Raw genomic sequence first — 22999 nt, forward strand, 5'->3', positions numbered from 1 at the left:
ATAAACACCACTCACTCGGGCGACCGATTGCCCATAACAAACGGTGCAGACGGACAATGACGGTACTGAAATCTGCGGTGAATTCCCGTTCCGAAGAATTCCGCAACAATGCCGAACACATGGAAAAACTGGTTGCTGATCTTCGTGAACAGATCGCGACGGTAAAGCTGGGCGGCGGCGAACGCGCCCGCGAGCGTCACACAAGCCGCGGAAAGCTGCTGCCACGCGAACGTATTCGCCAGCTTCTTGATATCGGATCGCCGTTTCTCGAACTCTCCCAGCTTGCGGCATATGGCATGTATGGGGATGAGGACGTCCCGGCAGCCGGCATTATCACCGGCATTGGGCGGGTTTCCGGCATCGAATGCGTGATTGTTGCCAATGATGCGACGGTCAAGGGTGGTTCCTACTACCCGATGACGGTTAAAAAGCATCTTCGCGCTCAGGAAATTGCGCTTGAGAACAATCTGCCCTGCATCTATCTGGTTGATAGTGGCGGTGCCAACCTGCCGCGTCAGGATGACGTATTTCCTGATCGCGATCATTTCGGGCGCATCTTCTTTAATCAGGCAACCATGTCGTCGAAGGGCATCCCGCAGATCGCCGTTGTTATGGGGTCTTGCACCGCGGGCGGTGCCTATGTTCCGGCCATGTCGGATGAAAGCATCATCGTGCGCAAGCAGGGCACCATCTTCCTGGGTGGTCCGCCGTTGGTAAAAGCTGCAACTGGTGAAGTTGTTTCAGCCGAAGACCTTGGTGGTGCGGATGTGCATTGCAAAACGTCCGGTGTCACTGATCATTACGCACAGGATGACAATCATGCGCTTTCGATTGCGCGCGATATCGTCAAGAACCTGAACTGGACCAAGAACCCCGGCCTGACTTTGACCGAGCCCCGTGCGCCCTCCTATGACCCGCGCGAGATTTATGGTGTGGTGCCAACCGACACCAAGAAACCCTATGACGTGCGCGAAATCATTGCCCGCATCGTTGATGGCTCGGACTTTGATGAATTCAAGGCGCAGTACGGGACAACCCTTGTCACCGGCTTTGCCCGTATCTTTGGCTATCCGGTCGGGATCATCGCCAATAACGGCATCCTGTTTTCCGAAAGCGCGCTTAAGGGTGCGCATTTCATCGAACTTTGCGCCCAGCGCGGCATTCCCCTGGTGTTTCTGCAAAATATCACCGGCTTCATGATTGGCCGCAAATATGAAAGCGGCGGAATTGCCAAGGATGGCGCAAAGCTTGTCACCGCCGTTGCCACCGCCAATGTGCCAAAATTCACCGTTCTGATCGGTGGATCATTTGGTGCTGGCAACTATGGTATGTGTGGTCGTGCCTATAGCCCGCGCTTCCTGTGGATGTGGCCAAATGCCCGAATCTCTGTGATGGGTGGCGAACAGGCCGCAAATGTTCTAACCCAAATTCGTGCCGATGCCGCCGAGAAACGCGGGGAAACCTGGCCCGAGGCAGAACAGGAAGCATTCAAGGCCCCGATCCGCGATCAGTATGAAGAACAAGGCCATCCCTATTACGCCTCTGCCCGCTTGTGGGATGATGGCGTGATTGATCCGGCTGATACCCGCATGGTTCTTGGCCTTGGCCTGTCGGCAGCACTGAACAAACCGGTCGAAGAAACCCGGTTTGGCGTGTTCAGAATGTGAGGCCGTCATGACAAATGTAAACACCAATAACATTTCTGATGCCGCCATCTGCGAAATTGCGGAAAACGGCGTTGCCACCATCACGCTCAACCGTCCTGACATTCATAACGCCTTTGACGATGTTCTGATTGCCGACCTGACAGCAAAGATCGAAACCCTTGATGCCGATCCGCTGGTACGCGCGATCATCCTGACCGGAGCAGGCAAAAGCTTCTCTGCCGGGGCCGATCTGAACTGGATGAAACGCATGGCCGGTTACAGCCATGCTGAAAACCTTGCCGATTCACGCGCCCTTGCAAAACTGATGAAGGTTTTGAACTTCGCATCAAAACCGACCATCGCACTGGTCAACGGGGCTGCCTTTGGCGGCGGGGTTGGGCTGGCTGCGTGCTGTGACATCGTGATTGCATCGGATCGTGCAAGTTTCTGCCTGTCTGAAGTCAAGCTTGGCCTGATCCCGGCTGTCATTTCGCCCTATGTGGTCGAAGCCATCGGGGTTAATCAGGCACGCCGTTATTTCCTGACCGCCGAACGGTTTAACGCCGAAACCGCCAAACAGATCGGACTGGTTCACGAAATCGTTTCCGGCGATGAATTGGCTGCGCGCGGCGATGACATGGCAAATATTCTGCTGGCCAATGGTCCGGCTGCCATGCATGCCGCCAAAGACCTGATCTATGCGGTTGCCAACAAACCGATTTCGGACGCCGTCATTGACGATACCGCGCACCGCATTGCCGATCAGCGTGCAAGCGATGAAGGCCGCGAAGGCGTTGGTGCCTTTCTGGAAAAACGTCCCGCGAACTGGAGCAAGAAATAATGCCCCGTAAACTATTGATCGCCAACCGCGGTGAAATTGCATGCCGCGTGATCAAGACAGCCCGTCGCATGGGCATTGCGACTGTTGCTGTTTATTCCGATGCGGATACCAATGCGCTCCATGTCAAACATGCCGACGAGGCCTATCACATCGGTGCTCCGGCCCCCAAGGACAGCTATCTGCGCACCGACCGTCTGCTTGAAGTCATTGCGCAATCCGGGGCTGATGCGGTTCATCCCGGTTATGGTTTTCTTTCGGAAAATGCCGGTTTCGCCGATGCGCTTGAAAAGGCAGGCTGCGTTTTTGTTGGCCCGCCAGCCAGTGCCATTCGCGCCATGGGGTCAAAATCCGAAGCCAAGAAAATCATGGGCAAGGCCGGCGTGCCGCTGGTCCCCGGTTATCACGGTGAAGATCAGGACCCTGACCTTTTGGCAGCAGAGGCCGATAAAATCGGCTATCCGGTTCTGATCAAGGCATCGGCCGGTGGTGGTGGCAAAGGTATGCGTGCCGTTGAAAAAGCGTCTGATTTCAAGGATGCCCTGATCAGCTGCAAACGTGAAGCTGCCAGCAGCTTTGGTGATGACCATTGCCTGATTGAAAAGCTGATCGTCAAACCGCGCCATGTCGAAATTCAAGTCTTTGCCGACAGTCATGGCAACGCGGTCTATCTGTTTGAACGTGACTGTTCGCTTCAGCGTCGCCATCAAAAGGTGATCGAAGAAGCCCCTGCCCCCGGAATGACCGAAGAATTGCGTGCCCAAATGGGTCAGGCCGCCGTCGATGCAGCGAAGGCCATTGGCTATCAAGGCGCTGGCACGGTTGAGTTCCTTCTGGATGCGTCGGGTAGTTTCTATTTCATGGAAATGAATACCCGTCTTCAGGTCGAACATCCGGTGACCGAGAAAATCACCGGCGAGGATCTGGTGGAATGGCAGTTGCGTGTGGCTGACGGTGAAAAACTGCCCAAGGCACAGGAAGAACTGTCGATCAACGGGCATTCCTTTGAAGTCCGCATTTATGCCGAAGATCCGCAGAATGATTTCCTGCCCGCCACCGGCAAGCTTGTTCATATGCGCATGCCACGCGAAACCGAACATGTTCGTGTTGATACCGGCGTCTATGAAGGCGGCGAGGTATCAATCCATTATGACCCGATGATCGCCAAGCTGATCACCTGGGATGTCGATCGTAAATCGGCCCTGCGTCGCATGGCATCCGCCCTTGATGATGTACAGATCGTTGGCGTCACCACCAATACCGGTTTCCTTGGCAATATTGCCCGCCATCCGGCCTTTGAGCGCGGTGAAGTCGAAACCGGCTTTATCCCGCATTATCAGGATGCCCTGATCCCGGCCCCGGCAACCCCGGATAACGAGGCACTGGCATTTGCCGCCCTTGATATCCTGCTGACCCGCGATGCCGAGGCTGCCCGTCACGCTGCGCAAAGCAACGATCCCTATTCCCCCTGGAACAGCACGGCCGGTTTCCGTCTGAATGACGATAACCACCATGATCTGATCCTGCGCCACGAAGGATCGGATATTGCGGTCAAGGTCCATTACCGCGACCAGGGTTATGTCATCGACATGCCTGACGGAAACGCTGTCATCGCATCTGCCGAACATGACGAAAACGGCGCGATTGTTGCCAAGCTCGATAATGTCCGCAAACGGGCAACCGTCCTGCGCGATGGCAATCGTATGACAATATTCCGGGCCGGTCGTCTTGATCGTCTCGACATCTTTGATCCGCTGGCAGCAGCCGGTGGCAATGAAGGTGCCGGTGGCGGCCTAACCGCCCCGATGCCCGGTAAAATCATCGCCGTGATGGCCGAGACAGGCCAAACCGTGACCGCCGGGGACAAGCTTGTCATTATGGAAGCCATGAAGATGGAACACACCATTTCCGCTCCTGTTTCGGGCACGGTCAGGGAAGTGTTCTTTGCCGTGGGTGATCAGGTTGACGATGGTGCAGAACTGATCGCGATCGAGGAGGCCGAATAATGGCCGCGATTTCCGATCTTCCCAGCCGGGTCAAAATCGTTGAAGTCGGCCCACGCGACGGGCTTCAGAACGAAAAGACCATGGTCGCGACCGCCACCAAGGTTGAACTGATCAACCGGCTTAATAATGCCGGTTTGTCAGTGATCGAGGCCACCGCCTTTGTCAGCCCGAAATGGGTCCCGCAAATGGCCGATGCACCCGATGTCATGGCACAGATCACCCGCAAGGCCGGTGTGACCTATCCGGTTCTGACCCCAAACCTTAAGGGGCTTGAAGCCGCCATAGCCAGCGGCGCAACCGAGGTTGCGGTATTTGGTGCGGCATCAGAAAGCTTCTCGCAAAAGAACATTAACTGTTCGATTGCCGAAAGCCTTGATCGTTTTCGTCCGGTAACCGATGCCGCACGCGAAGCGGGTCTTGCCGTGCGTGGTTATGTATCCTGTGTTTTGGGTTGCCCCTATGAAGGCGAAATTGCGCCTGCAAAGGTCGCCGAGGTTTCAAAGGCCCTTTATGACATGGGTTGCTATGAAATCAGTCTGGGCGATACCATTGGAACCGGCACACCGACCAAGGCACAGGCGATGATTGACGCCGTTGCCAAGCATGTTCCGGTCGAAAAACTCGCTGCGCACTTCCATGACACCTATGGCCAGGCACTCGCCAATTTGCTGGCCGTGCTTCAGATGGGTGTTGCCACCATCGACAGTTCGGTTGCCGGTCTTGGCGGCTGCCCCTATGCCAAGGGGGCGAGTGGCAATGTCGCAACCGAGGACGTCGTCTATATGTTGAACGGCCTTGGCATCGACACCGGCATCGATCTTGAAAAGCTGGCCGAGACAGGAAGCTGGATTTGTGATCAGATAGGAAGATCAAGTGCTTCGAAGGTTAATCTGGCCTTTGCGGCGAAACGATCCACTGCCGGGGAATAATTGATGGGCCCGTCAAATTACAGCTTCCGACGGGCCACCCCAAATGATCTGCCAATGATTGGCCGCTGGTTACACGTCCCGGAAGTTGTCCGCTGGTGGGGCGACCCGGCCGAGCAGATTGAACTGATTTCCGAAGATGTCGAACTGCCTGAAATGGCGACCCTGATTGTGTCATACCGCAATCGGCCATTTGCCTTTGTGCAGCATTACGACGCCCATCAATGGCCACAAGCCCATTTCGATCCCCTGCCCGAAAACACCCGTTGTCTTGATGCCTTTATCGGGGTGCCCGACATGATGGGATGTGGGCATGGTCAGATGTTTTTAAAAACGCTGACAAGGATGCTGTTTGAACGCGGCGCGCCAATGATCGGCATTGACCCGGACCCGGAAAACGAACGCGCCATTCGCTGTTATGAGGCCATCGGCTTTGTTGCCGGACGCGAATATGAAACCGCCAAGGGGCCGTGCCTTTTAATGACACTGGCCCCCTGACAATCCAATTCAAATTGATCAGCAATCCTGATCAGGCCGCGCGAACCGAATTCAGGAATTGTTCGACCTTGGTGCGCAGGATTTCGGATTCCTTTGACAGTTCCCCCGCCGCCCCCAGGACCTGTTCGGCTGCTACACCGGTGGATCCGGCGGCTTCGTTCACACTGACGATGTTTGTCGTGACATCTGATGTACCCACCGATGCTTCCTGAACATTGCGGGTGATTTCAAGGGTTGCAGCCCCCTGTTCCTCAACGGCACTGGCGATGGCAGATGAAATTTCGCTAATTTCGGCGATGGTGGTCGAAATCGCTGCGATGGCTGTTACCGCACCCTCTGTTTCATTCTGAATGCCGGTGATCTGCGCAGTTATATCCTCGGTCGCACGTGATGTTGCCGTGGCAAGGTTTTTGACCTCGGCGGCAACAACCGCAAAGCCCTTGCCAGCATCACCCGCACGGGCGGCTTCAATCGTCGCATTCAGCGCCAGCAGGTTTGTCTGTTCGGCAATGTCACTGATCAATCCGACAACATCGCCAATTTTCTGCGCAGCCTCTGCCAGTCCACGGACCTGTGCATTGGTTTTTTCAGCGTCATCAACCGCACGCCCCGCCACCGCGGTCGATTGGCTAACCTGTTGATTGATCTCGGCAATGGAGGCACTAAGTTGTTCGGTCGCACTGGCAACCGTCTGCACATTGGTCGATGCCTGTTCTGCAGCGGCGGCAACGATACCTGACTGTCGGCTGGTTTGTTCCGCCGTGCTGCTCATACCGGTTGCCGTTGCCTGCATTTCAGTAGCAGCCGATGCCAGTGTTTTAAGAACCTCTGAGATATCGGCATCGAACCCGGATGTCAGTTCGCTGATTTTGCGCGCACGTTCTTCGCGCTTACGCGCCGCTTCAACTTCCTGAGCCGCAAGTTCATCGGCCTTGATCATGTTTTCCTTGAAAACCAGCACGGCCCTGGACATCTCGCCAATTTCATCTCCACGATCCTGACAGGGAATGTCAGCTTGCTTATCCCCACCGGCCAGGTCATTCATGGTCGCCGTGATCAGGTGGATTGGCTTTGATATTCCAGCTCCGATCAACCAGGCAGCAAAGCACCCCAGAGCAACAGCAATCACTGACAATATTGTTGTCAGCAGTTCTGACTGAAGGGCCGCCTTCGTCGCATGTGGCCCCAGTTCATCCTGCTCGGCCTTCACCGAAAGCTTCAGGTTCTCAAGGTCAGCAGCAATAATTGGTCCAACCCGATCCAGCGTGCCGTTTACAAGATCAATACGGTTCGGATCGTCAGCAGGCATGGACAGGATCCTGTCAAAGGTCTCTGCATATATTTTGAGATTCTTTTCCGCGTCCTCGACGACTGCCTTGCGCTCCGGCTCCGATAAATGAGCAAAGAGCTCTTCATTAAGTGCCAGCGTCGATGCAAGACGTTCCTTCACCTTATTGGCGGAAGCCGCACTGCCCGTTAGCAGATAATCTTTGACTGAAACCCGTGCCTCCAGAAGATTAGCTTGTACACGTCCTGCCTGATTTGATTGCAAGGCAACCTGACGATAACGGACGAAATCGTCGCTGACGCTGGCAATAGACAAAACACCAAGCAAAGCGATACCGGCAAGCAAAAGCAATACCATGCCAAAGCCACCGAAAACCTTGGTCGATATTTTAAGAATATTGAATGCCCCGATCATGAAAAGCCCCCGACAAGCAACGTTATCAGAATAAACTTCGATAAGTTGAATATAAGCAGCACCATAGGCCTCGTCACAAAATGTGTGACCGATATCACAACCGCAACCTCTGAATTACACCAAAGAGCCATCCATCAAACAACACAACAACCAAAGATTGCAGCTCCGCCAATGAAAAAGGGCACCAACCTTGGTGCCCTTGACGTGATTACTGGGATCAAGTGGTCAGGAAGCTTTCTGATCCAATGCGACACGACGACGTTCGCGCAGCGACTGTGCTGTCACGCGACCATCGCCAGTCGGCTGGTAATAGACAGACATTTCCTTCAGGGCAGCACGCACCTTGGTCAGGGCTGTTTCCCCATCGACCTTGAGGTCATAGGAATCGAAGCCGCAGCGATGCATATAAAGAATTTGGTCACGAAGCACGTCACCAATCGCGCGAAGCTCCCCCGTAAAGCCCATCCGTTCTCGTAACACACGACCATATGAATAGCCGCGTCCATCCGTGTAGGCGGGGAAGTTCACCGTGATGATCGACAGGCGATCAAGGTCATCTGCCAGATCTTCGGGCGCATCACCGGGATTAAGCTGCACGCCCAAACCACCATTGCGCCCCAAAAGGTGGGCACGCTCTTCCATGAAGCGTGCCAACGGTACAATCAGGTTTTCATCGCTGGATGGCAGATCGCCCTCGGCATCAACCGTGACCCATTCCTGTTCGATCACGCTGTCATTCTTAACGATCGCCATAAAGCACCTCCTTGAACGGGTCCATGCCGACACGACGATAGGTGTCGATGAAACGTTCGCCGCTTTCGCGGATATCAATATATTTGGTCACCAGACTTTCGATGGCATCAACGACTTCGGCTTCGGAGAAACCGGCACCGGCGATCTTGCCGATCTCGGCATTCTCGCTGGCATCGCCGCCAAGAGTGATCTGATAGAATTCCTTGCCGCGTTTATCGAGGCCAAGAATACCGATATGACCCACATGATGATGCCCGCAGGCATTGATGCAGCCAGAAATCTTGATCTTGAGTTCGCCGATATCGTGCTGACGATCCAGATCGCCGAAACGCTCGGAAATACGCTGTGACAGCGGGATAGAACGCGCGGTTGCCAAGGCGCAGTAATCAAGCCCCGGGCAGGAAATGATATCGGTCACGTAACCGAGGTTTGCCGTACCAAGACCCGCTGCATCAAGTGCAGTCCAAAGCGCAAACAGATCGGCTTTCTTCACATGCGGCAGAACAAGGTTCTGTTCATGGGTCACGCGGACATCGCCAAAGCTGTATTTTTCCGAAAGATCGGCAACCAGTTCCATCTGGCTGTCAGTCGCGTCACCCGGAATACCGCCAATCGGTTTCAGCGATACGTTGGCAATCGCATAGCCCGGCTGTTTGTGTTCGATCACATTCGAACGCACCCAGTTAAAGAAGCGACGGTTTGCAGCCTTGTGAACTTCAAAATCGGCGTCATCATCAGACAGGGTTTCGAAGGCAGGCGGAGTGAACTGCGCGATGTAATGTGCAATTTCCTCGTCACTGACACGAAGCGATCCGTCCCTGATCTGTGCCCATTCCTCTTCGACCAGATCGCGGATTCTATCGATACCTTCCTCGTGAACGAGGATCTTGATCCGTGCCTTGTACTTGTTATCGCGACGGCCAAAACGGTTATAAACGCGCAGGATGGCTTCGAGATACGAGAACAGGTCGTTCTTGCCGATGAAGTCACGGATGGTCTTGCCAACAAATGGCGTACGGCCCAGGCCACCACCAACGATCACTTCAAAGCCGGTCTCGCCAGCCTCGTTCTGATGCATGCGAAGGCCGATATCGTGCACCTTCACCGCTGCACGGTCATTGGGCGAACCGGTGACAGCGATTTTGAACTTACGCGGCAGATAGGTGAATTCCGGATGGAAGGTCGACCACTGACGGATCAGTTCGCAATAGGGACGCGGATCTTCGATCTCGTCAGCTGCCGCACCGGCATACTGGTCTGTCGTGGTGTTACGAATGCAGTTGCCCGACGTCTGGATCGCATGCATCTCGACATTGGCAAGATCAAGCAGCGCATCCGGGATTTCATCGAGCTTCGGCCAGTTGTACTGGATGTTCTGGCGCGTGGTGAAATGGCCATAGCCCTTGTCATATTTACGCGCAATCGAACCAAGCTCACGCAGCTGATCGGCGCGCAGGGTGCCATAGGGAATGGCCACGCGCAGCATATAGGCGTGCAGCTGAAGATACACACCGTTCATCAGACGCAGCGGGCGGAACTGTTCTTCGGTGATGTCACCGGCCAAACGGCGTTTTACCTGTTCACGGAACTGCTCGGTGCGTTCCTGAACAAGCTGGCGGTCAAAATCGTCGTAACGATACATGGGGTCTCTCCTTATACCGCCTGATAGCCAAGGTCTTCACGGACACTTGGGCCTTTGGTGCGCAGAACTTCGCGGTATTTTGTCGGAACCAGTCCACCGTCCTGCTGTTCGACATCAATCAGATACGGCCCGACGATCACAACGTCGAGCTCAGGGGCGCTTGCCTGGGCAAGGATCGCCTCGGCGGCATCTTTTCCGTCGGCAACGCGGGCATCATTGATGTTCTCGCTCCAACCACCATCAGCGGTCAGGAACACCACCAACCCGTCACCCAGACGGTTTGCCGTGACAACTTGCAGGGACATTCGGTTCTCTCAGCCTGTATATCTCTCGGGTTTGGTCCTATGGCGGGACCTTTTCTGCACAAGAATTTGTCTGATTAACCTCAAATGGTCAAGTTTTTTTGTTAAATATACTTAATTACACAATTTTATGTGTTTAATTAATCCACCCTTGACCCCTGATCGTACTGGTTCTAGGTCAGGACACAGAATATTGCCCCGCGATGAAACGACCTCAAAAGAAGCCTGAAAAATGCCCCTTCACATCATCAAGCTCAGCGTCGGAACAGAAACACCGGAAGGTTTGCGCGAATGGCAAACATGGTTCCAGTCTGCTTATGGCCGGGTTTATCACACCACGCGGATGACACCGAAACGCCGCGACGAAATTCTTGATGGCGGATCGATCTATTGGGTTTTCAAAGGGGCTATACGATGCCGTCAGCGCGTCATCGACCTGGAAGAGTTCGTCAATGAGGAAGGCACGAAATATTGCCGCATCGTGCTTGATCCCGAGCTGATTGAAACCCGCCCCTATCCGCATCGCGCATTTCAGGGATGGCGCTATCTGACCGCCGACAAATGCCCGCCCGATGACAAGCAGGGGGGCGGCACCGAAACCCTGCCCGACGACATGGCCGATGAATTGCGAGATCTTGGTTTGATTTGATCGCGCCCCTTTCGGCGTTCAGACCGGGGCCATGGCCCCGTCATCGTCAATCTCGCGCAGGGTTGCTGCGACTTCCTGCTTAAGCCAGTTGACAAAGGCCTGCACACGCGGCCGCCGCAGATGTTCTTCCGGATAAACCAGATAATAGGCCCCGTTTGACGCCACGGTTTGTGGAAAGGGCCGAACAAGATTTCCGGCCTTAAGATCAAGAGCGGCAAGACTTGTCCGCGCCATGCCGATCCCCTGCCCCATCAGTGCGGCCTGAATAACCATGTCTCCCGAATTAAATCGAAGGCCGCGACTGACATCCACGCCGCTGACGCCAACTCCATCAAGCCAGAATTCCCAGTCTGCGGCATGGGGATGGTCAAGCACCGCCGTTGCGTCATGAAGCAGTTGATGGCCCGCAATGTCCTTGGGTGTTTTCAGGCCAGGATTGCTTGCAAGATAGGCCGGGCTGCATACCGGAAACGATTCATCGCGCATCAGCATTTCACAATGCAGGTTCGGATATTTGCCATTCCCAAACCGCACGGCAAGATCAATGCCCTCGGTGCGCAAATCAACCATCCGGTCATCGGCATGAATACGCACATCGATGTCGGGATAGGCTTCGCGGAAATATCCCAGTCTGGGCACCAGCCATTTCACGGCAAAACTTTGAAGAACACTGACGGTGACCACACCGGTTTCCTCGACCAGCATCAAACGTTCGATTTCATCAGAAATTCGAGAAAAGCCGGCTGTTGTGGCATGGGCCAACTGTGCTCCTTCCTCAGTCAGATAGATCTGACGCGGCAAACGGTGAAACAGTTTGAAACCAAGATAATCTTCAAGCTGGCGCACCTGCTGGCTGATCGCGCCCTGCGTCACAAACAGCTCCTCGGCCGCTTTGGTAAAGCTGAGATGGCGGGCAGCGGCATCAAAGGCACGCAGGGACTGCAATGGCGGAAGTCGCATCTGGCTTCTCCGAATTCATGAATTAGTTGAACTAATCCGATTGATCAGAAATCGTCGTTTGTCATCAACCAAACATATCAGCAATATGGTTTTCACAGCAAACATTGCATTAGCAATATTAACTCATGGAGAAGATCATGGCTTACACGGCTTGCCCTGCTCCTGCGTCACGGGAGTCTCACCAGAACGCGCAAAATACGCTTTCAATCGTTGCAACCATGCTGCGTCCATCACATCTGACCGCAGCCCTCAACAGCCTCTCAGACCGGTACTCCCGGTTTGTCGAAATCCGCCGTCAACGCAGAACCCTTATGTCGCTGTCTGACGCACAACTTCTTGATATCGGACTGACGCGCGCCGATGCCGAGGAAGAATACCGGCAGTCTTTCCGGCTGCTTTAACACCAGTCGGACCTGCTTTGCTTCCGCCCCCACGGATTTCACAGTCAGAACAGGTCCGCCCTTCGTGCCACCAGCACAATCCGCCAAAACCCGGTTGATCCCCTGATCGACCGGGTTTCTTTTTTTTAGCGATCAGACGATATACGGCCTACCCGGATAAATTGATCCAGTTCATTGCAAGTTACTGCTTTATCCCGCAAACTTTTCAAAGTGGTCTTCAAGAACTTTGGATTTCCGGACATGAGTGAGAGCAAAAAACCCCACCAAAAGTCGACGCCATCCTCGAACAGGAATGAATCCGAGCCGGTGCGCGCAGCAACCCGTCATACAGGCAAAAGCCGTGCTGCCGCCAACAAGACGGCCGCTCTTACCGGGCTTGACAAGGAAACCAAGGATCGATTTTTGCTTGATGCCGAGAACATGACAATGGACCGCCTTGACGACAAACCATCAAAGGCTGACTTTGTCATCACTGCTCCCAACGGTGATCTCCCGCCTGATATCAGCGCTGATCCCATGGCACGCGCCAAGAAGATGCCTGGAAAACAATATCTTGAATTGATCGCCCCGCTTCATATCGAACTTCTGAAATTGCAAAACTGGATCAAGGCCGAAAACCTTAAATCCCTGATCATTTTCGAAGGACGTGACGCCGCCGGAAAAGGTGGCACCATCAAACGGTTCACCGAACACCTGAACCCGCGCGGTGCGCGCATTGTCGCTCTTGGCAAACCCAACGACCGGGAACTGACCCAATGGTATTTCCAGCGTTACATTGAACATTTGCCAAGTGGTGGCGAAATGGCGCTGTTTGACCGTTCCTGGTACAACCGGGCCATGGTTGAACGGGTGATGGGTTTTTGCAGCATGTTTGATGTCAGCGAATTCCTGCAATCTGTCCCTGAACTTGAAAGAATGCTGATCCGGTCGAACATCCGCATGACCAAATTCTATTTCTCGGTCAGCAAAAAAGAACAGGCCAAACGGTTCAAACAGCGCAAGAACGATCCGTTGAAACAATGGAAACTCAGCCCGGTTGATCTGGCATCCCAGAATCTTTGGGACTCCTATACCGAAGCCAAGCGCGACATGTTCTTCCACACATCAACCACCGACAGCCCGTGGATCATTGTCAAATCCGACGACAAGAAACGCGCGCGCATCAATGCCATGCGATTTTATCTGTCCCAGTTCGACTATCCCGGAAAGCGGCCAGAAATTCTGGTCTACGACCGGCGCATCATCCATAGCGTCGCCGAGGAACTTGACGAGGACTAGAAGCTATCACGGCCTCTGGTCTTCCAGATCGTGAAAACATTGTCGCGGTAACATTTGCCTTCATTGACATTGCCCGCCTCGCAACCTTTACTGGTGACCATCAGTATTTGGGAGGCAAACAATGGCAAAATGTGCATTTATCGGTCTGGGTGTCATGGGATACCCGATGGCCGGGCACCTGCAAAAAGCAGGTCATGACGTAACTGTTTATAACCGTACGGCAGCCAAGGCAGAAAAATGGGTATCCGAATATGGCGGATCATCTGCCCCGACCCCGGCCGAAGCGGTCAAAGGGGCCGAATTCGTCTTTTCCTGCGTTGGCAATGATGACGATCTGCGCAGTGTCATGCTGGGCGATGGCGGCATGTTTGCCGGCATGGACAAGGGTGCGGTTCTGATTGACAACACCACCGCGTCAGCCGACGTTGCCCGCGAACTTTATACCGCGGCCAAGGAAATGGGCATTTCCTTTATCGACGCACCGGTTTCCGGTGGTCAGGCTGGCGCAGAGAACGGAGTTCTGACCGTCATGTGCGGCGGCGATCAGGCGGCTTTTGACCGGGCTGCCCCGGTTATAGATGCCTTTGCCCGTTCCTGCAAACTGATGGGCGAAAGTGGCGCTGGCCAGCTGACCAAAATGGTCAACCAAATTTGCATCGCCGGTCTGGTTCAGGGCCTTTCAGAAGGTGTTAATTTCGGTGTGAAAGCCGGTCTTGATATGGAAAAGGTTCTTGATGTGATTTCCAAGGGTGCCGCAGGCAGCTGGCAGATGGAAAACCGTGGCAGCACCATGGTTCAAAACAAATTCGACTTCGGCTTTGCCGTTGACTGGATGCGCAAAGACCTTGGAATTTGCCTTGAAGAATCCAAACGCAATGGCGCACGCCTGCCGGTAACGGCCCTTGTCGATCAGTTCTATGCACAGGTGCAGGAACGTGGCGGCAATCGCTGGGATACGTCAAGCCTGATTGATCTGCTTGCCCGCGGGTAATCATATCGACATAGCCAAAAACAAAAGCGCGACCCATTCGGGCCGCGCTTTTTTATACCTCAGGCTCCCGCTTGCCTTACAGACCGGCGCGCAGCAGCGGCTCCACCTGATTGCGATAGGATGCCAGCGGACCATCATTGAAATAGCCGACCGCACATTCAAGGACAGAATCCCGATAGGAGTCATCGCCTTTTGGCATTTCTTCCTGAAGATTCTCGCGATTGTTTTTGCCAAGCCGCTCAATCACGATGTCCTGTTCACAGCTTTTGGCATCAAGCTTTGCCAGTGACTGGCGCGGATCACGACGACGTGATGGCAAGGCATTGGCAAGATCCACTTCACGTTCGAATTCGTCGTCATCGGCACGATTGACTTCGATATCAGGTATCACCCCATTGCCCTGAACAATATGATTTTCGGGTGTCGTGTAATATCCCGTTGTGATTTTAAGACCACCACCCGATGTCAGTGGCATGATCCGCTGCATCGACCCCTTGCCAAACGAACGTTCGCCGATGATCACCCCGCGTCCGTTTTCACGCAGGGCCGCGGCCATAAGCTCCGCCCCGGATGCCGAGCCGCGATCAAGCAGAATTGCCATCGGCACCTTTTCAAAGTAATCGGCCCGATCTGCTTCGTAGCTGCGCAATTTGCGTTCTCCCCGGCCCTCGGTCGCAACGATCAGCCCGTCGGTCAGAAACTGATCAGCAATATCGGCCGCGCTATCAAGCAACCCGCCCGGATTGCGACGCAAGTCAACGATGATCCCACGCGGATTGGCGACCTTGTCTTCAAGCTCGGCAAGATATTCCTGTGTCTGATCCAGTGTGGTTGCATCAAAACGCGATACGCGGATATATCCGATATCCTGATCAATAATACCGGCACTGACAGATGGCACTTCGATCCGTGCGCGTTTGACGGTGACATCAAAGCTGTCCTCGACACGTTGGATCGTCAGGGTAACCGGATCCCCGACCCGCCCGCGCATCCGGCGCACGGCCTCGGAAATCGGTTCGCCCGTCATCTGATACCCATCAATATGGGTAATACGATCATCGGGACGCAAACCGGCCCGCGCGGCTGGCGTATCATCAATTGGTGATACGATCCGGATGCGTTTTTCATCATCAAGCGCAATGACAATCCCGACCCCGGCAAAGCTGCCTTCTGTACTTTCCTGCAGGCGACGGAACATATCGTCCGTCATATAGGCGCTGTGGGGATCAAGGTTGTGCAAGCTGTCATCAAGAACTGCACCGACAATACCGACCGGTGTTTTATCCTCTGTCTCAATATCACCCAGCATTGCGATGCTGTTTTCGACAAAGGCAACGCGATCGATTTTTTCGACATACTGTTCGGAAAGAACCTGAAGGGCTTCGACATAAAGCTTGTCTGCATGGGCAAATTGCTCGTCTGTCGCACCGGCGGTTACGCTGTCACGGTAGGCATCCAGAAACTTGCGTTCTTCATCACTTGGCCAGGCAGGCCCGGCACAGGCGACCAACCTCGTTCCGGCAAACGAAATCAATACCGCAAACAAAATTGGCAATAATCCTTTGCGCAGCAATAGCCTACTCCTGTCTTGCAACTTCAGTTCCGGATCGAAACCCGCATTCTTCCCGATGGTACATATGCACTTGTTTTCGAGGTTAATCGAATATGAATGCGGCTTGATTGCGGCAAGTCTAGCCTGCCTTTTCGTGATTGGCGACCCCTCGGCGCGGATTTCCCGACGGAATTTGATCAACTGCTGATCAATCTTGTTTGAACTCACATATCGGAAGCTTTTGAGCGTTTTGCCAGTGGGGCAGCACAAACAGCCTTCAACCAATGTCGAAGACGGTTTTTTCATCACCGGGTCGAAACAGACTCGATCTTGGTGCATTGCAGCGTTATGCTGCGGCCAAACAATCAAAGTCGGCACAAAGCCGACTACACCGAGCGGGCGGCTCACAATTCAGGGAGACGTCTTTTTTCATGAGCGATTTTACGCCGCCAGTTTCCGATTTTCGGTTTTTGATCCATCACGTAATCGGCCTTGATACGGTTGCCGACCTTCCGGCCTTTTCCGAAACCAGTCCTGACCTTGTCGACGCCATCCTGGAAGAAGCAGGAAAGTTTGCGTCCTCAGTTCTCGCGCCAATCAACAGAATTGGCGATCAGGAAGGCGCCCGGCTTCTTGAAGACGGCACGGTGCGCACTGCATCTGGCTGGAAAGAGGCCTATGCGCAATTCTGCGAAGGCGGATGGCAGGGCATCTCCGCCCCCGAGGCCGAAGGTGGCATGGGGCTTCCGATCCTTCTTGGTGCCGCTGTTGCCGAAATGTGGCAAGCATCGAACATGGCCTTTGCGCTTTGTCCGATGCTCACCGCCGGTGCGATTGAGGCACTTGGCGCACATGGCTCGGAAGATCAGCGCGTCCTTTATCTGTCACGCATGATCAGTGGCGAATGGACTGGCACCATGAATCTGACCGAACCACAGGCAGGGTCGGATCTTTCAAAAGTTCGCAGCATGGCAGTGCCGACTGGCGACGGAACCTACAAAATCACCGGACAAAAGATTTTCATCACCTATGGCGACCACGATATGACCGAAAATATCGTGCATCTTGTCCTGGCCCGCACACCGGATGCCCCCGCCGGAGTTAAGGGCATTTCGCTGTTTATTGTGCCGAAATTCATTGTATCGGACTCTGGTGAAATCGGTGCGCGCAATGATGTCACCTGTGTTTCGCTTGAACACAAGCTTGGCATTCATGCCAGCCCGACAGCGGTTTTATCATTTGGCGATCAGGGAGGTGCCACCGGTTACCTTATCGGGGAAGAAGGCAAGGGCCTGGCATATATGTTCACCATGATGAACAATGCCCGTCTGGCAGTTGGTCAGCAAGGTGTTGCCATATCAGAACGTGCCTACCAGCAGGCACTTGAATATGCCCGCAACCGCAAACAGGGACGCGATCCGCAAACCGGCGACGATGCGCCGATCATCATCCATGGTGATGTTCAGCGTATGCTGATGCGCATGCGGTCCTCGACCGAGGCGGCACGTGCTCTTTCGCTTTATGCAGCAGCACAGCTTGATCTTGCCCATCATCTGGAAGATGACAAGGCACGTGCCAACGCGCAGGTGCGTGCTGATTTGCTAATCCCGCTGGTCAAGGCATGGTCAACAGATCTTGGCGTGGATAATGCGTCTTTAGGTGTTCAGGTGCATGGCGGCATGGGCTTTATCGAGGAAACCGGTGCTGCCCAACACCTGCGTGACGCCCGCATAGCCCCGATTTACGAGGGAACCAACGGTATTCAGGCGCTTGATTTCATTGGACGCAAGGTCATGCGCGACAAGGCAGGGGCACTTGGCGCGCTGATCGCGGACATGCGCGCAACCATTGCCGATGTGACGAACGGCGATGCCAAACAGGCTGCAGGAACGCTTTCGAACGCGCTTGATGAGTTGGGAAAAAGCACTGCAATCGTCATTGAAAGGTGCAATGCCGATGACAGGATGATGCAGGTTCTTGCTACACCATATGCTCGGCAGGCCGCTTTATGTATTTCGGGATGGTTGATGTTACGCGCCATGAGCATTGCGTCACAAAACGGTGTTTCTGACAGCTTCCATGCTGCCAAACTCAAAAGTTGTCAGTTCTTCTTTGACCAGTTGCTTCCCGAAGCGACCTTTATGGCAACGCAGATTAAAAATTGTACTTCGATTGAGTTGCACGAAACCCAGCCACTATTTTGACAAACTCTTTGCCGAGATTGCCGTGCGCCATTGTTCTCTGCAGATGACGATGGCGCACCCTTTTCTACCTCACCTATCGGCCCACATCATCGAAGCGTTCATAAACGCCAACATTCGGAAATTCCGTACGGTTTGTCCCTATTTGGCAATAATTTCCTGTTTCGGTTTTTGATTGCTTCTCTATAATCCGCCCGATGAATCGCTTAACCCGATATATGCTTAAACAGCAGCTGATTATGATGGTGTTTGTGACACTGGGGCTTCTCTGTGTCATTTGGCTATCGCAAAGCCTGCGTTTTGTCGAAATGATCGTCAACCGGGGCCTGTCGATCTCGGTGTTTTTGCAGCTGACCTCGTTGTTGCTGCCAAGCTTTTTGACGATCATCATCCCGATTTCCTTGTTTTTTGTGATTGTCTTCACCTACAACAAGCTTATTCAGGATCGTGAGCTGATCATCATGCGATCAGCCGGGTTAAACCAGTGGGCCTTGGCCAAACCAGCTCTGATGGTGGCGTTGATTTCGACAGCCGTCTGTTATTTCCTGACGCTGTTTTATCTGCCCTATAGCTATCAGCAATTCAAAGAGTTGCAGTTTTCGATCCGCAATGACTTTTCTTCTGTCCTTTTACAGGAAGGCAGCTTCACGGAACTTGATGGTTTGACCGTCTATGTGCGCGAAGTCGGCCGTGACAATGAATTGCTCGGTATTCTGGTTCATGATTCTCGCAATCCGGATCAGCAAACGACCATGATGGCCAAGCATGGTGCGCTCCTGCGCACAGATGATGGCCCGCGCATTGTTCTCCTTGATGGCAACCGTCAGGAAGTGAACCCGGAAGACGGCACCATGTCGATCCTGTATTTCGACCGTTATGCCGTCGATATCGCTCAAAGCTCGGAAGACCCGGCAATGCGTTATCGCGAAGCACGTGAGCGCGACGTCTACAATCTCCTGACGGCCACGACCCCCGATGTTAATCCAAACGACATTGATGCTTTCCGGGCGGAAGGGCATGATCGTTTGATATCGCCATTGAATGCCATTGCTTTTGCCAGCATTGCGCTTGCGGTTCTGGTCTCGAGCAGCTTTTCACGTCGCGGACAGACTGGTCGGTTGCTCATCGCGATCGGTGTAATGGTGCTTTGTCAGGCCCTTGGTATTGCGATGAAAAACCTTGCTGCTAAAAACCCGGCACTGATACCCCTGATGTATGTCAACGCTTTCCTTCCGATCATCCTGGGGCTTTACTGGACATTCCGCGGACCTCAGATCCGCGCCAAACGAGCGACCGCAGAAGAGGCCGAAGCATGAGAATCTCACCGCTTCTGACATGGTACTTCGGCAAGCATGTTCTGTTGTCTATTCTTGCTATTCTGGCCCTTCTGATTGGCCTTATCCTGATTGGCGACACGATCGAGCTTCTAAGGCGTGCTGGCGGCAAACCGGACGCGACAGTCGGCATCGTTTTGCAAATGGCGACCAGCCGCATTCCCTTCATGACGGAAAAAGTTCTGCCCTTTGCCGTCCTGTTCGGATCGATGTTCTCCTTCTGGAAACTTACCGGTAATCAGGAACTGGTAGTTACACGTGCAGCCGGCGTTTCGGCCTGGCAGTTTTTATTGCCGCCGATCCTGTGCGCCCTGATCCTTGGCAGCATTCAGGTCGGAGCGCTTAATCCACTGTCATCGATCCTTCTACAGCGCTATGAAACGCTCGAAGCACGCTACTTGCAGAATAACGTCAATGTGATGAACCTGTCTTCGAGCGGACTTTGGCTGCGTCAGGGAACCCAGGACGGGCAAGCCGTCATTTATGCGCGCGCCGTACGCAGCCAGCAAGGCGACCAGATTGATCTGCGAAATGTAACCATTTTTCGGTTCCAAAACTCTGATGACTTTACCACACGAATTGATGCAGCTCGTGCAGTGCTCGAACCCGGCACCTGGCATTTTTACGATGCATGGACTTTCACACCAGGTCAGGCTAGCGCGTTTTCAGAAAGCCTGAAACTTCCAACTAACCTGACAGCGCGCAAGATTCAGGATAGTTTTGCATCACCTGAAACCATGTCTTTCTGGGATTTAAGACCATTTATCAATTTGCTTGAGCGCGCAGGTTTTAACGCGACCCGTCACCGAATTCATTTTCACAGCCTGCTGTCTCGACCTCTCCTTCTATGTGCGATGGTTCTCATTGCGGCAGCCTTCTGTCTTAAATTTTCTCGACGCAGACGGGCATCCCTTGTTATCGGTGGTGGGGTGACGACAGGATTTATTCTTTATTTCTGCACAGATGTTATCTCGGCACTGGGTGTTTCGGGGGGAATTCCGCCGATATTGTCCGCCTGGGCGCCTGCCGGTATATCTTTGTTACTGGGGGTTTCAACATTGCTACATCTTGAGGATGGCTAGATAAATGGCCATTGCGGGGGGAATGATAAGAAGACTGGCAACCAGCACCATACTGGGATGCGGCGTGCTGTTTATGGGCGGGCATCTAGTCGTCAGTAACGCATTTGCACAGAATGCAGAATCTGAGCAGCAGGAACCGGCTATTCTATTTAGCGCTGATGAAGTCGACTATAACCGTGAGCTGCAAACTGTGACCGCACGCGGCAATGTCGAGATTTCGCGCGAAGGTCGTATCCTTCTTGCTGACACCGTCAGCTATGACCGAAGTCAGGATGTATTGACAGCGTCTGGCAATGTCAGCATCACCGAACCAACCGGGGAAGTTACCTTTGCAAGCTATGTTGAACTTAGCGGTGACTTTAAAAACGGTATCGTGAAAGATATCTATGTTCTGCTTGATGAGAACACCCGTATTGCGGGAACCGGTGCACGTCGAAGTGCTGGCAACTACACTGAAATCGCCAAAGCAGTCTATTCCCCCTGCAAAGTCTGTCAGGAGGACGATGGAAGTGCTGGCACGCCGTTATGGCGCATCAGGGCTGCACGTGTTTTGCACGATGCTGAAAACAAAACGGTAGAATACAAGGATGCCCGGCTGGAAGTAGCAGGTGTACCAATCATGTACACGCCTTATTTCGAACACCCTGACCCAACTGTAGAACGTCAGTCTGGTCTACTTGCTCCGTCCTTTGGCAGCACGAGCTATGTTGGCTCCTATTTCAGTCAACCCTATTACTGGGCGATTGATAAGAGCAAGGATATGACCTTAACACCAACTTATACTGCAGATGAAGGACCGCTGCTTGCTACTGAGTATCGGCAACGATTTGACTCAGGAGAGTTGGAGGCTTTCGGTAGCGTCACGCAAGACAGCAATGATGACTGGCAAGGGCACATAGATGCCGAAGGGCGTTTTGACATTGATCCTACCTGGCGCTGGGGATTTGACGCTGAACAAGCCAGCGAAAAAACCTATCTTTCCCGCTATGGGTTTGAATCACCGTCAGTGTTGACGTCAAACCTGTTTACAGAGGGCTTCCGGGGCGCCAGCTACACGCGCGTTGATGGCTATTACTTTCAGGGGTTAAAGTCCGGCGATGACAGGGACAATACACCGGTTGTCCTGCCACATATGCAATTCCACGGGCAGACTCAACCAGCAAAGTACGGCAGTGTTACAACACTTGATCTGGATGGCCTGTCGCTCACACGTGAGGAAGGTACAAATTCTCATCGCGCGTCGGCAAAAGTCGGATGGGAACTTCCTCATGTTGGATCCATGGGAGATGTCACCAAACTGAGTCTGTCTGTCCGTGGTGATAGTTATATGGTTTCCGATGTAGAACGTGACGGAAAAGACAATTACAGCGGATACACTGGACGCTTGCTTCCCGTAGCTGCACTTGATTGGCAGATGCCGTTCGTCAATGATCAGGGACTGTATCATCAGGTCATAACACCAATTGCGATGGTTGCCTGGTCCCCGAACGGAGGCAACCCAGCTGAAATCCCGAACGAGGATTCTCAGTCTTTCGAATTTGACGACATTAATCTGTTCTCCCACGACCGCTTCGGCGGCATCGACCGTGCAGAAGATGGCTTAAGAGCAAGTTACGGTGTCGAATGGGGAGTCTATGGACCGAATGGTGGTTATACCAGTGCCATGTTCGGGCAAAGTTACCGCGCAAATAAAAACGACACATTTGCCAAAGGCTCCGGCCTTGATGAGCATTTGTCTGACTATGTGGGCCGGGTCACAGTTGCCCCTAGCAACTATCTGGATCTCACGTATCGCTACCGCCTGGATAACGAGAACCTCTCTTCCCGACGCAATCAGGTAACAGCTACGGCTGGATCTCTGGATACATTGCGTATCAATGCAACTTACGTTCATTTCTCCGATGATGCCGGAAGCGAGGAATTTAACGAACGTGAAGAGCTCTATTTCAGAGCAGACAGACAGTTTTCAGACTACTGGTCGGCAATGGCCTATAGCCGCTATGACATTGATCAGTCTGACCCTCTGGAATACGGCATCGGTTTTGTATATGAAGATGAATGCTTTATTTTTGATGGACGTATCCGTCGTACATTCTATCAGGATCAGGATCTGGGCGAGTCTGATGAATTCCTGTTCCGTCTGGTATTCAAAACCCTTGGTGAAGTCGCCTCCGCAGCCGGATTGTAAGAAAACATGATTTCCAAACTTCCAATTTTCAAATTTGCAAACGTCTGCGC

The 22999-nt window shown here is 53.4% G+C and carries 18 protein-coding genes and 1 pseudogene; 13 read left to right on the plus strand and 6 right to left on the minus strand.

Annotated features, from left to right (window positions below; genetic code table 11):
* Nucleotides 1–56: 56 nt before the first annotated feature.
* From ACTU44_RS15610 to ACTU44_RS15630, 5 genes are read left to right on the plus strand one after another with little or no spacing between them, the layout of a single operon-like run.
* A complete protein-coding gene (locus tag ACTU44_RS15610; protein ID WP_114098336.1) occupies nucleotides 57–1667 on the plus strand; it encodes a carboxyl transferase domain-containing protein in 1611 nt (536 codons plus the stop codon).
* Between the two features lie 7 nt (nucleotides 1668–1674).
* Nucleotides 1675–2487, plus strand: coding sequence for an enoyl-CoA hydratase/isomerase family protein (locus tag ACTU44_RS15615; RefSeq protein ID WP_336082648.1), 813 nt, complete (start codon nucleotides 1675–1677; stop codon nucleotides 2485–2487).
* Nucleotides 2487–4490: an acetyl/propionyl/methylcrotonyl-CoA carboxylase subunit alpha gene (locus tag ACTU44_RS15620; protein ID WP_462095869.1), complete on the plus strand. Its 2004-nt coding sequence runs from the start codon at nucleotides 2487–2489 to the stop codon at nucleotides 4488–4490. The genes ACTU44_RS15615 and ACTU44_RS15620 overlap by 1 nt, the downstream gene beginning before the upstream one ends.
* The gene (locus ACTU44_RS15625; RefSeq protein WP_114098339.1) at nucleotides 4490–5419 is read left to right on the plus strand and encodes a hydroxymethylglutaryl-CoA lyase; all 930 of its coding nucleotides are present in this window, start codon (nucleotides 4490–4492) and stop codon (nucleotides 5417–5419) included. The genes ACTU44_RS15620 and ACTU44_RS15625 overlap by 1 nt, the downstream gene beginning before the upstream one ends.
* 3 nt (nucleotides 5420–5422) lie before the next feature.
* Nucleotides 5423–5914: a GNAT family N-acetyltransferase gene (locus ACTU44_RS15630; protein ID WP_114098340.1), complete on the plus strand. Its 492-nt coding sequence runs from the start codon at nucleotides 5423–5425 to the stop codon at nucleotides 5912–5914.
* A 31-nt stretch (nucleotides 5915–5945) separates the two neighbouring features.
* Here the strand turns inward: ACTU44_RS15630 and ACTU44_RS15635 are convergent, their stop codons facing one another.
* The 4 genes from ACTU44_RS15635 to ACTU44_RS15650 all read right to left on the minus strand — a co-directional run bounded on the left by ACTU44_RS15635 (nucleotide 5946) and on the right by ACTU44_RS15650 (nucleotide 10316).
* Nucleotides 5946–7616 carry a methyl-accepting chemotaxis protein gene (locus tag ACTU44_RS15635; RefSeq protein ID WP_462095870.1) on the minus strand — a complete coding sequence of 557 codons (1671 nt, stop codon included), beginning with the start codon at nucleotides 7614–7616 and terminating at the stop codon, nucleotides 5946–5948.
* A 225-nt stretch (nucleotides 7617–7841) separates the two neighbouring features.
* Nucleotides 7842–8369, minus strand: coding sequence for a DUF934 domain-containing protein (locus ACTU44_RS15640; RefSeq protein WP_462095871.1), 528 nt, complete (start codon nucleotides 8367–8369; stop codon nucleotides 7842–7844).
* Nucleotides 8356–10011 carry a nitrite/sulfite reductase gene (locus tag ACTU44_RS15645; RefSeq protein WP_462095872.1) on the minus strand — a complete coding sequence of 552 codons (1656 nt, stop codon included), beginning with the start codon at nucleotides 10009–10011 and terminating at the stop codon, nucleotides 8356–8358. Before ACTU44_RS15645 ends, ACTU44_RS15640 begins: the two co-directional genes overlap by 14 nt.
* 11 nt (nucleotides 10012–10022) lie before the next feature.
* Nucleotides 10023–10316 (minus strand): DUF2849 domain-containing protein, encoded by a 294-nt coding sequence (locus tag ACTU44_RS15650; protein WP_336082634.1) that lies wholly within the window; start codon nucleotides 10314–10316, stop codon nucleotides 10023–10025.
* Between the two features lie 229 nt (nucleotides 10317–10545).
* Between ACTU44_RS15650 and ACTU44_RS15655 the strand changes: the two genes are divergently transcribed.
* On the plus strand, nucleotides 10546–10962 hold the full coding sequence (locus ACTU44_RS15655; protein ID WP_114098344.1) for a DUF1489 family protein: 417 nt from the start codon (nucleotides 10546–10548) through the stop codon (nucleotides 10960–10962).
* A gap of 18 nt (nucleotides 10963–10980) precedes the next feature.
* Here the strand turns inward: ACTU44_RS15655 and ACTU44_RS15660 are convergent, their stop codons facing one another.
* Nucleotides 10981–11922 carry a transcriptional regulator GcvA gene (locus ACTU44_RS15660; RefSeq protein WP_114098345.1) on the minus strand — a complete coding sequence of 314 codons (942 nt, stop codon included), beginning with the start codon at nucleotides 11920–11922 and terminating at the stop codon, nucleotides 10981–10983.
* A gap of 137 nt (nucleotides 11923–12059) precedes the next feature.
* Here ACTU44_RS15660 and ACTU44_RS15665 point away from each other — a divergent pair, with 137 nt between their 5' ends.
* The 3 genes and pseudogenes from ACTU44_RS15665 to ACTU44_RS15675 form a co-directional block, all read left to right on the plus strand.
* Nucleotides 12060–12323, plus strand: coding sequence for a DUF1127 domain-containing protein (locus ACTU44_RS15665; protein WP_181850256.1), 264 nt, complete (start codon nucleotides 12060–12062; stop codon nucleotides 12321–12323).
* Between the two features lie 240 nt (nucleotides 12324–12563).
* Entirely contained in the window at nucleotides 12564–13601 is a 1038-nt protein-coding gene (ppk2, locus tag ACTU44_RS15670; RefSeq protein ID WP_462095873.1) for a polyphosphate kinase 2, read from the plus strand.
* 118 nt (nucleotides 13602–13719) lie between these two features.
* Nucleotides 13720–14592: pseudogene (locus tag ACTU44_RS15675) on the plus strand (NAD(P)-dependent oxidoreductase); the annotation flags it as partial.
* A gap of 76 nt (nucleotides 14593–14668) precedes the next feature.
* Here ACTU44_RS15675 and ACTU44_RS15680 read toward each other — a convergent pair.
* On the minus strand, nucleotides 14669–16138 hold the full coding sequence (locus ACTU44_RS15680; protein WP_114098464.1) for a S41 family peptidase: 1470 nt from the start codon (nucleotides 16136–16138) through the stop codon (nucleotides 14669–14671).
* Between the two features lie 437 nt (nucleotides 16139–16575).
* Between ACTU44_RS15680 and ACTU44_RS15685 the strand changes: the two genes are divergently transcribed.
* The 4 genes from ACTU44_RS15685 to ACTU44_RS15700 all read left to right on the plus strand — a co-directional run bounded on the left by ACTU44_RS15685 (nucleotide 16576) and on the right by ACTU44_RS15700 (nucleotide 22949).
* Nucleotides 16576–18348 carry an acyl-CoA dehydrogenase gene (locus ACTU44_RS15685; protein ID WP_462095874.1) on the plus strand — a complete coding sequence of 591 codons (1773 nt, stop codon included), beginning with the start codon at nucleotides 16576–16578 and terminating at the stop codon, nucleotides 18346–18348.
* Between the two features lie 215 nt (nucleotides 18349–18563).
* A complete protein-coding gene (gene lptF, locus ACTU44_RS15690) occupies nucleotides 18564–19661 on the plus strand; it encodes an LPS export ABC transporter permease LptF (RefSeq protein WP_114098465.1) in 1098 nt (365 codons plus the stop codon).
* The gene (gene lptG, locus ACTU44_RS15695) at nucleotides 19658–20761 is read left to right on the plus strand and encodes an LPS export ABC transporter permease LptG (protein ID WP_462095875.1); all 1104 of its coding nucleotides are present in this window, start codon (nucleotides 19658–19660) and stop codon (nucleotides 20759–20761) included. The genes lptF and lptG overlap by 4 nt, the downstream gene beginning before the upstream one ends.
* Nucleotides 20762–20765: 4 nt before the next feature.
* Nucleotides 20766–22949, plus strand: coding sequence for an LPS-assembly protein LptD (locus ACTU44_RS15700; RefSeq protein WP_462095876.1), 2184 nt, complete (start codon nucleotides 20766–20768; stop codon nucleotides 22947–22949).
* Nucleotides 22950–22999 lie beyond the last annotated feature (50 nt).

This window comes from Thalassospira sp. SM2505 (assembly GCF_054901115.1).

Excerpts from the sequence above, each read along its gene's own strand:
- ACTU44_RS15610 (WP_114098336.1), top strand. The coding sequence starts at position 57 with ATGACGGTACTGAAATCTGCGGTGAATTCCCGTTCCGAAGAATTCCGC.
- ACTU44_RS15615 (WP_336082648.1), top strand. The coding sequence starts at position 1,675 with ATGACAAATGTAAACACCAATAACATTTCTGATGCCGCCATCTGCGAA.
- ACTU44_RS15620 (WP_462095869.1), top strand. The coding sequence starts at position 2,487 with ATGCCCCGTAAACTATTGATCGCCAACCGCGGTGAAATTGCATGCCGC.
- ACTU44_RS15625 (WP_114098339.1), top strand. The coding sequence starts at position 4,490 with ATGGCCGCGATTTCCGATCTTCCCAGCCGGGTCAAAATCGTTGAAGTC.
- ACTU44_RS15630 (WP_114098340.1), top strand. The coding sequence starts at position 5,423 with ATGGGCCCGTCAAATTACAGCTTCCGACGGGCCACCCCAAATGATCTG.
- ACTU44_RS15635 (WP_462095870.1), bottom strand. The coding sequence starts at position 7,616 with ATGATCGGGGCATTCAATATTCTTAAAATATCGACCAAGGTTTTCGGT.
- ACTU44_RS15640 (WP_462095871.1), bottom strand. The coding sequence starts at position 8,369 with ATGGCGATCGTTAAGAATGACAGCGTGATCGAACAGGAATGGGTCACG.
- ACTU44_RS15645 (WP_462095872.1), bottom strand. The coding sequence starts at position 10,011 with ATGTATCGTTACGACGATTTTGACCGCCAGCTTGTTCAGGAACGCACC.
- ACTU44_RS15650 (WP_336082634.1), bottom strand. The coding sequence starts at position 10,316 with ATGTCCCTGCAAGTTGTCACGGCAAACCGTCTGGGTGACGGGTTGGTG.
- ACTU44_RS15655 (WP_114098344.1), top strand. The coding sequence starts at position 10,546 with ATGCCCCTTCACATCATCAAGCTCAGCGTCGGAACAGAAACACCGGAA.
- ACTU44_RS15660 (WP_114098345.1), bottom strand. The coding sequence starts at position 11,922 with ATGCGACTTCCGCCATTGCAGTCCCTGCGTGCCTTTGATGCCGCTGCC.
- ACTU44_RS15665 (WP_181850256.1), top strand. The coding sequence starts at position 12,060 with ATGGCTTACACGGCTTGCCCTGCTCCTGCGTCACGGGAGTCTCACCAG.
- ppk2 (WP_462095873.1), top strand. The coding sequence starts at position 12,564 with ATGAGTGAGAGCAAAAAACCCCACCAAAAGTCGACGCCATCCTCGAAC.
- ACTU44_RS15685 (WP_462095874.1), top strand. The coding sequence starts at position 16,576 with ATGAGCGATTTTACGCCGCCAGTTTCCGATTTTCGGTTTTTGATCCAT.
- lptF (WP_114098465.1), top strand. The coding sequence starts at position 18,564 with ATGCTTAAACAGCAGCTGATTATGATGGTGTTTGTGACACTGGGGCTT.
- lptG (WP_462095875.1), top strand. The coding sequence starts at position 19,658 with ATGAGAATCTCACCGCTTCTGACATGGTACTTCGGCAAGCATGTTCTG.
- ACTU44_RS15700 (WP_462095876.1), top strand. The coding sequence starts at position 20,766 with ATGGCCATTGCGGGGGGAATGATAAGAAGACTGGCAACCAGCACCATA.